This window comes from Spirillospora sp. NPDC049652 (assembly GCF_040675125.1).
GTDB lineage: Bacteria > Actinomycetota > Actinomycetes > Streptosporangiales > Streptosporangiaceae > Spirillospora.
The window spans coordinates 1-5,408 of sequence record NZ_JBFAOF010000477.1 but is presented as its reverse complement, the minus strand read 5'-3'; the positions used below and the strand labels follow the sequence as shown (position 1 = coordinate 5,408).

Below are 5,408 nucleotides of genomic sequence, written 5' to 3'. Positions count from 1 at the left end.
CTGGTGATGCACCGCCGCCGGTCGCTGACGGCGAGCGTGATCGCGGCCCGGTTCCGGCCGGACACGCGCGAGCTGCGCTGGGCGCGGGCCGGGCATCCGCCGCCGGTGCTGCTGCGCGCGGGCCGGGCCCGGCTGCTGGACGGCCCGGACGGCGTGCTGCTCGGCGCGCTGGACGACCCGCCGCTGGAGCTGGCGACGCTGCGGCTGGAGAGCGGCGACGTGCTGCTGTTCTACACCGACGGGCTGGTGGAGCGCCGCGACCGGGACCTGACCGAGGGGTTCGCGCTGCTGCGGGAGGCCGTCGAGGAGCGTCCGGACGCGGGCCCGGACGAGCTGATCGAGCACGTGCTGACCGCGCTCGGCGCGGCCAACCCCAACGACGACACCTGCCTGCTGGCGGTGCGGGTCGTCTGAACCGTCGGGCCCCCGTGGCACGATGGCGGGCATGAGCGGGCTGATGCTGCTGGACACGCCGTCGTTGTACTTCCGCGCGTTCTTCGGGGTGCCGGAGAGCGTGAAGGCGCCGGACGGCACGCCGGTGAACGCGGTCCGCGGGCTGGTCGACATGATCGCCACGCTCGTCCGGCAGCGCTCGCCGGAGCGGCTGGTGTGCGCGTTCGACGCCGACTGGCGGCCGGAGTTCCGGGTCCGGGCGATGCCGTCCTACAAGGCGCACCGCGTCGCCGATGACGGCGGCGACCAGGTGCCGGACGCCCTCGCCGCCCAGCTCCCGGTGATCGACGCGGTGCTCGACGCCGTCGGGCTCGCGCGCGCCGGGGTGCCCGGCTACGAGGCCGACGACGTGATCGGCACGCTCGCGGTGCGCGGCGCGGCGGACGGCCCGGTCGACATCGTCACCGGCGACCGCGACCTGTTCCAGCTGGTGGACGACCGCGCCCCGGTGGAGGTGCTGTACACCGCGCGCGGCATCCGCAACCTCCAGGTGATGGACGAGGCGGCGGTGGCGGCCAAGTACGGCATCCCGGGCCGCGGCTACGGCGAGTACGCGACGCTGCGCGGCGACCCGAGCGACGGCCTGCCGGGCGTGCCCGGGGTGGGCGACAAGACCGCGGCCGCGCTGGTCACCCGGTTCGGTTCGGTGCCGGGCATCCTCGCGGCGCTCGACTCCGGCTCCGACGAGGGGTTCCCGGCGGGGGCGCGGCGGCGGCTGGAGGCCGCCCGCGCCTATCTGGCGACGGCGCCGTCGGTCGTGCGGGTCGTCACCGACATCGACGCGCCCGAGCTGACCGGCCTGGAGGACCGCCTGCCCGCGACGCCCCGCGATCCGGAGGCGCTGCTGGAGCTGGCCGACACCTGGAACCTGGCGAGCCCGGTGAACCGCCTGCTGAACGCGCTCGCCCCGTCCTGACCCGGGAGTGTCCTTCGTTCCGCGCCAGGAAACACCGCAGAAAGGACGGCGGATTTCCCTCTGGTCGATTGACAGGCTCGTCAAAATGACAGCGAGACCGTGTCATCTCCACGTGATCCACATCACATCTCGGCGCGCCTTGCGGCCTTCACGATCTTGGGTTTCCATAGCGTCTGGTCGCTGTGGTCGCTGTTCAGTGAGGGAGGTCGGCGCGGACCCGTGCACCCCCCGCCACGCTCGTCCCGCGAGGACGACCGCTCTTTACTCCCTGACCGGCCGCTCCCGCCGGTCACCGTGGAAATGCAGCGGTCCTACCTCAGACGCGATGTCAACATTCTGCGCTGGCCCGCCGAGTCCGACCGGCGCGAGCTGTGCCGGGAGCACGGCCTGCTGCGGCTGCTGGTGGTCGAACGCGACCACGAGCCGCCGATCTGCGCGGACGTCCGGGAGGACTGGATCCGGATGCCCGCGACCAAGCGCGACTTCCAGGCGCGGATCGCGATGCTGCGCGCCCGGGGCGGGGCCGGGACCCGCCCGCACCTCGACCAGGACGGCATCCTGCGCAACGGCCGGCGCAGCGTCGCGGTCTCGCCCAGCGAGGCGCGGCTGCTGCACCTGCTGATCAAGAGGTTCGGCCGGATCGCGGCGCGCGAGGAGCTGCGCGCGCTGCTGGCCGAGGACGACCGTCCGGTCAGCCGCAACGCGCTCGACCTGCACATCAAGCGGATCCGGCGGCGGGTGCGCCCGCTCGGCCTCACCATCCGCACGGCCTGGGGTCGCGGATACGTCCTGGAGGCCGACGACCGCGAGCCCGCCCCGCGCTGAGCATTCACCGGGAGTCGCAGGGCCCGCGGCGGGCCCCGCCGGGCGGCTGAGGGGCTGGTGAGCGGTACGCTCCCCCATGTGCACCGCCTCCTCCCCTTCGTCCTGAAATGACCGAGCGGAACCCGTCCGCCGGCAGCGACGGGCCGCGGCTCGAACTGACCGGCGTGTCCAAGGTGTACGACGACGGCACCGCCGCGCTCGCCGAGGTGACCCTCGGCGTCCGGGACGGGGAACTGGTGTCGGTCGTGGGGCCGTCCGGGTGCGGCAAGAGCACGCTGCTGCGGATCGCCGCCGGGCTGGACGCGCCGACCTCCGGGACCGTCCGCCGCGGCACCGACCGGATCGGCTACGTCTTCCAGGACTCCGCGCTGCTCCCCTGGCGGAGCGTCCGCGCGAACGCCGAGCTGCTCCTGGAGCTGCGCGGCGTGCCGCGGGCCGAGCGCCGGGAGCGGGCCGCGCGGGCGCTGGAGCTGGTCGGGCTGACGGCGTTCGCGCGGCACCGGCCCGGCGCGCTCTCGGGCGGCATGCGGATGCGGGTGTCGCTCGCCCGCACGCTCGCCGACGACCCCGACGCGCTGCTGCTGGACGAGCCGTTCGGCGCGCTCGACGAGATCACCCGGGCCGGGCTCGGGGACGAGCTGGCCGCGCTGCTCGCGGCGCGGCCGCGGCCGGCGGTGCTGGTGACGCACTCGGTCGCCGAGGCGGTGTTCCTGTCGTCCACGGTGCTGGTGATGTCGGCGCGGCCGGGCCGCGTGGTCGCGCGGGTGGACATCCCGTTCCCGTACCCGCGCGAGCGGTCGCTGCGCGCGACCCCGGAGTTCGCCGAGGTCGTCGCCGACGTGACCGGACGGCTCTACCGGGGCATGGCGGAGGTCGCCTGACATGCCGCTCCGCCGGGGCGGGACCACCGCCCGCGCTCATGCCGCCGCGCGCTCGCGGGTCCGCGGCTGGCTTCCGCCGCTGGTCGTGCTGGTGCTGGCGGTCGCCGCCTGGTACGGGGTGAGCGACCGGCTGCTCAGCCCGGAGCGCCGGTTCCTGCTGCCGCCGCCGGACGCGGTCGTCCGCGTCGGGTTCCTCGACCCCGGCAACCGCGCCGAACTGCTCGCCGCGCTCGGCCGGACCGCCGAGGTCGCCGGGATCGGGCTGGTGCTGGCCACCGTGATCGGCGTCGCGCTGGCCGTCCTGATGAGCCAGGCGCGGTGGGTCGAGCGCTCGCTCTACCCCTACGCGGTGGTGCTGCAGACCGTCCCGGTGCTGGCGCTGGTGCCGCTGCTGGGGTTCTGGTTCGGGTTCGGCATGGCCAGCCGCGTCCTGGTGTGCGTGCTCGTCGCGATCTTCCCGGTGATCGCGAACACGCTGTTCGGGCTGCGCTCGACGGACGGGACGCTGGAGGAGGTGTTCCGGCTGGCCCGCGCCGGGCGGCTCCGGCTGCTGCTGAAGCTGCGGCTGCCCGCCGCCGTCCCGGCGATGGTGACCGGGCTGCGCATCTCGGCCGGGCTGAGCGTGGTCGGCGCGGTCGTCGGCGACTACTTCTACCAGCAGGGGCAGCCGGGCCTCGGCATCCTCATCAACATCTACCGGGCCCGGCTGGAGTCCGAGCGGATGTTCGCGGCGGTGCTGCTCGCGAGCCTGCTCGGCCTGGCGGTGTTCTGGCTCTTCGGGCTGCTCGCCCACTGGGCGGCACGCCGGCACGGCGCCGGCGGGGACCGCCGCTGAGAGTGGCCGGGCCGCAGCGACCCCAGGAACCGCAGCGAACCCAGGACCCGCGACGAACTCGCAGGAACCGGAACCAACGAAGTGGGAGAACATGCGAACTGAGCGACGCGCGCGACGGCGGCGGGTGACCGCGCCGCTGGCCGCCGGGCTGTCGGCCGTGCTGCTCGCCGCACTCGCGGCGTGCGGGGGCGGCGCCGACGGCGAGGGCGACCGCGGCGGCGGCGCGGCCAAGGCGCTGCCCGCGGCCACCGGCAAGGACGACCTGCGCGGCACGTGCCCGGCGACGGTCACCCTCCAGATGAACTGGTACCCGCAGGCCGAGCACGGCGGCCTCTACCACCTGCTCGGCTCGGCCCCGAAGGTGGACACCGGCCGCAAGACGCTCACCGCGCCGCTGACCGTGGACGGGCGCGACACCGGGGTGCGGTTCCAGATCCGCTCGGGCGGGCCGGTGACCGGGTTCCAGCCGGTGTCGACGCTGATGGCGTCCGACCCGTCCATCACCCTCGGCGTGGTCGCCACCGACGAGCAGGTCGCGCAGGCGGGGACGCACCGGCTGCAGGCCGTGTTCTCCCCCATGGACGTCAACCCGCAGATCATCATGTGGTCGCCGGAGGCGCACCCGGACTGGAAGACCATCGCCGACGTCGGACGCGGCGGCGCGACCGTCCTGTACGCCGGCGGCGTGCCCTTCATGGACTACCTGACCAGCTCGGGGCTGCTGCGCAAGTCCCAGCTGGACGGCTCCTACGACGGCTCGCCGGCGCGGTTCGCGGCGTCCGGCGGCAAGATCGCCCAGCAGGGGTACGTCACCAACGAGCCGTACAGCTACGAGCACGAGGTGACCGCCTGGCGCAAGCCGGTCGCGTTCCAGCTCGTCCACGACACCGGCTACGCGATCTACCCGGAGTCGGTCGCGATCCGCCCCGCCGACAAGGCGAGGCTCGCGCCGTGCCTGAAGCGGCTCGTGCCGATCTTCCAGCGCGCGACGGCCGAGTACATGCGCGACCCCGCCGCGACGAACGCGGTCATCGTGGACGCGGTCAAGCGGTTCAACACCACCGCGGCGTACACCGCCGAGCACGCGAGGTTCGCGCACGAGGCGCTCGGCCGGTACGGCATCGTCCGCAACGGCGCGGACGGGGTCCTCGGCTCGTTCGACACGGCCCGGGTGCAGAAGGTGATCGGGCTGCTGCGGCCGCTGCGGGCGCGGGCCGGGAAGCCCGTCCCCGCCGGGCTCACCGCGGGCGACCTGGTCACCGGCGAGTTCCTGGACCGGTCCGTCCACCTGTGACGCCGGACCCCGTCGGACGGGGCGGTCCCCTCCTGAGCGTTCGCACCGCCCCGTCCCGATGACCCGAATCTCCCGCGTCGCCGGCCCCGGCGGGAGACCCCGGAAAGATCTTGGACAGACGCCCGGGCCACGGCGAGGCGGGACTGCTGCTCGTGCCCTGCGTGGTGTTCGTGTACGCCGTTCACCATCCCGGGCTGCCGTTCT

6 protein-coding genes are annotated in these 5,408 nt (G+C 74.4%); all 6 read left to right on the top strand.

The annotated features are described in order from the left end of the window. The coding region (locus AB0J52_RS25600) for a PP2C family protein-serine/threonine phosphatase (protein WP_500184782.1) at positions 1-414 on the top strand (414 nt) is incomplete at its 5' end. Positions 415-445: 31 nt separating this feature from the next. Further along, the gene (locus AB0J52_RS25595) at positions 446-1,369 is read left to right on the top strand and encodes a 5'-3' exonuclease (protein WP_500184781.1); all 924 of its coding nucleotides are present in this window, start codon (positions 446-448) and stop codon (positions 1,367-1,369) included. 300 nt (positions 1,370-1,669) lie between these two features. Then, positions 1,670-2,194, top strand: a complete 525-nt coding sequence (locus AB0J52_RS25590) for a helix-turn-helix domain-containing protein (protein ID WP_500184783.1) — start codon at positions 1,670-1,672, stop codon at positions 2,192-2,194. 107 nt (positions 2,195-2,301) lie between these two features. Then, the gene (locus tag AB0J52_RS25585) at positions 2,302-3,075 is read left to right on the top strand and encodes an ABC transporter ATP-binding protein (RefSeq protein WP_500184779.1); all 774 of its coding nucleotides are present in this window, start codon (positions 2,302-2,304) and stop codon (positions 3,073-3,075) included. 1 nt (position 3,076) lies between these two features. Continuing rightward, positions 3,077-3,910, top strand: a complete 834-nt coding sequence (locus tag AB0J52_RS25580; protein ID WP_500184777.1) for an ABC transporter permease — start codon at positions 3,077-3,079, stop codon at positions 3,908-3,910. Positions 3,911-4,001: 91 nt separating this feature from the next. After that, on the top strand, positions 4,002-5,204 hold the full coding sequence (locus tag AB0J52_RS25575) for a nitrate ABC transporter substrate-binding protein (RefSeq protein WP_500184776.1): 1,203 nt from the start codon (positions 4,002-4,004) through the stop codon (positions 5,202-5,204). Positions 5,205-5,408: the final 204 nt, after the last annotated feature.

Excerpts from the sequence above, each read along its gene's own strand:
- AB0J52_RS25595 (WP_500184781.1), top strand. The coding sequence starts at position 446 with ATGAGCGGGCTGATGCTGCTGGACACGCCGTCGTTGTACTTCCGCGCG.
- AB0J52_RS25590 (WP_500184783.1), top strand. The coding sequence starts at position 1,670 with ATGCAGCGGTCCTACCTCAGACGCGATGTCAACATTCTGCGCTGGCCC.
- AB0J52_RS25585 (WP_500184779.1), top strand. The coding sequence starts at position 2,302 with ATGACCGAGCGGAACCCGTCCGCCGGCAGCGACGGGCCGCGGCTCGAA.
- AB0J52_RS25580 (WP_500184777.1), top strand. The coding sequence starts at position 3,077 with ATGCCGCTCCGCCGGGGCGGGACCACCGCCCGCGCTCATGCCGCCGCG.
- AB0J52_RS25575 (WP_500184776.1), top strand. The coding sequence starts at position 4,002 with ATGCGAACTGAGCGACGCGCGCGACGGCGGCGGGTGACCGCGCCGCTG.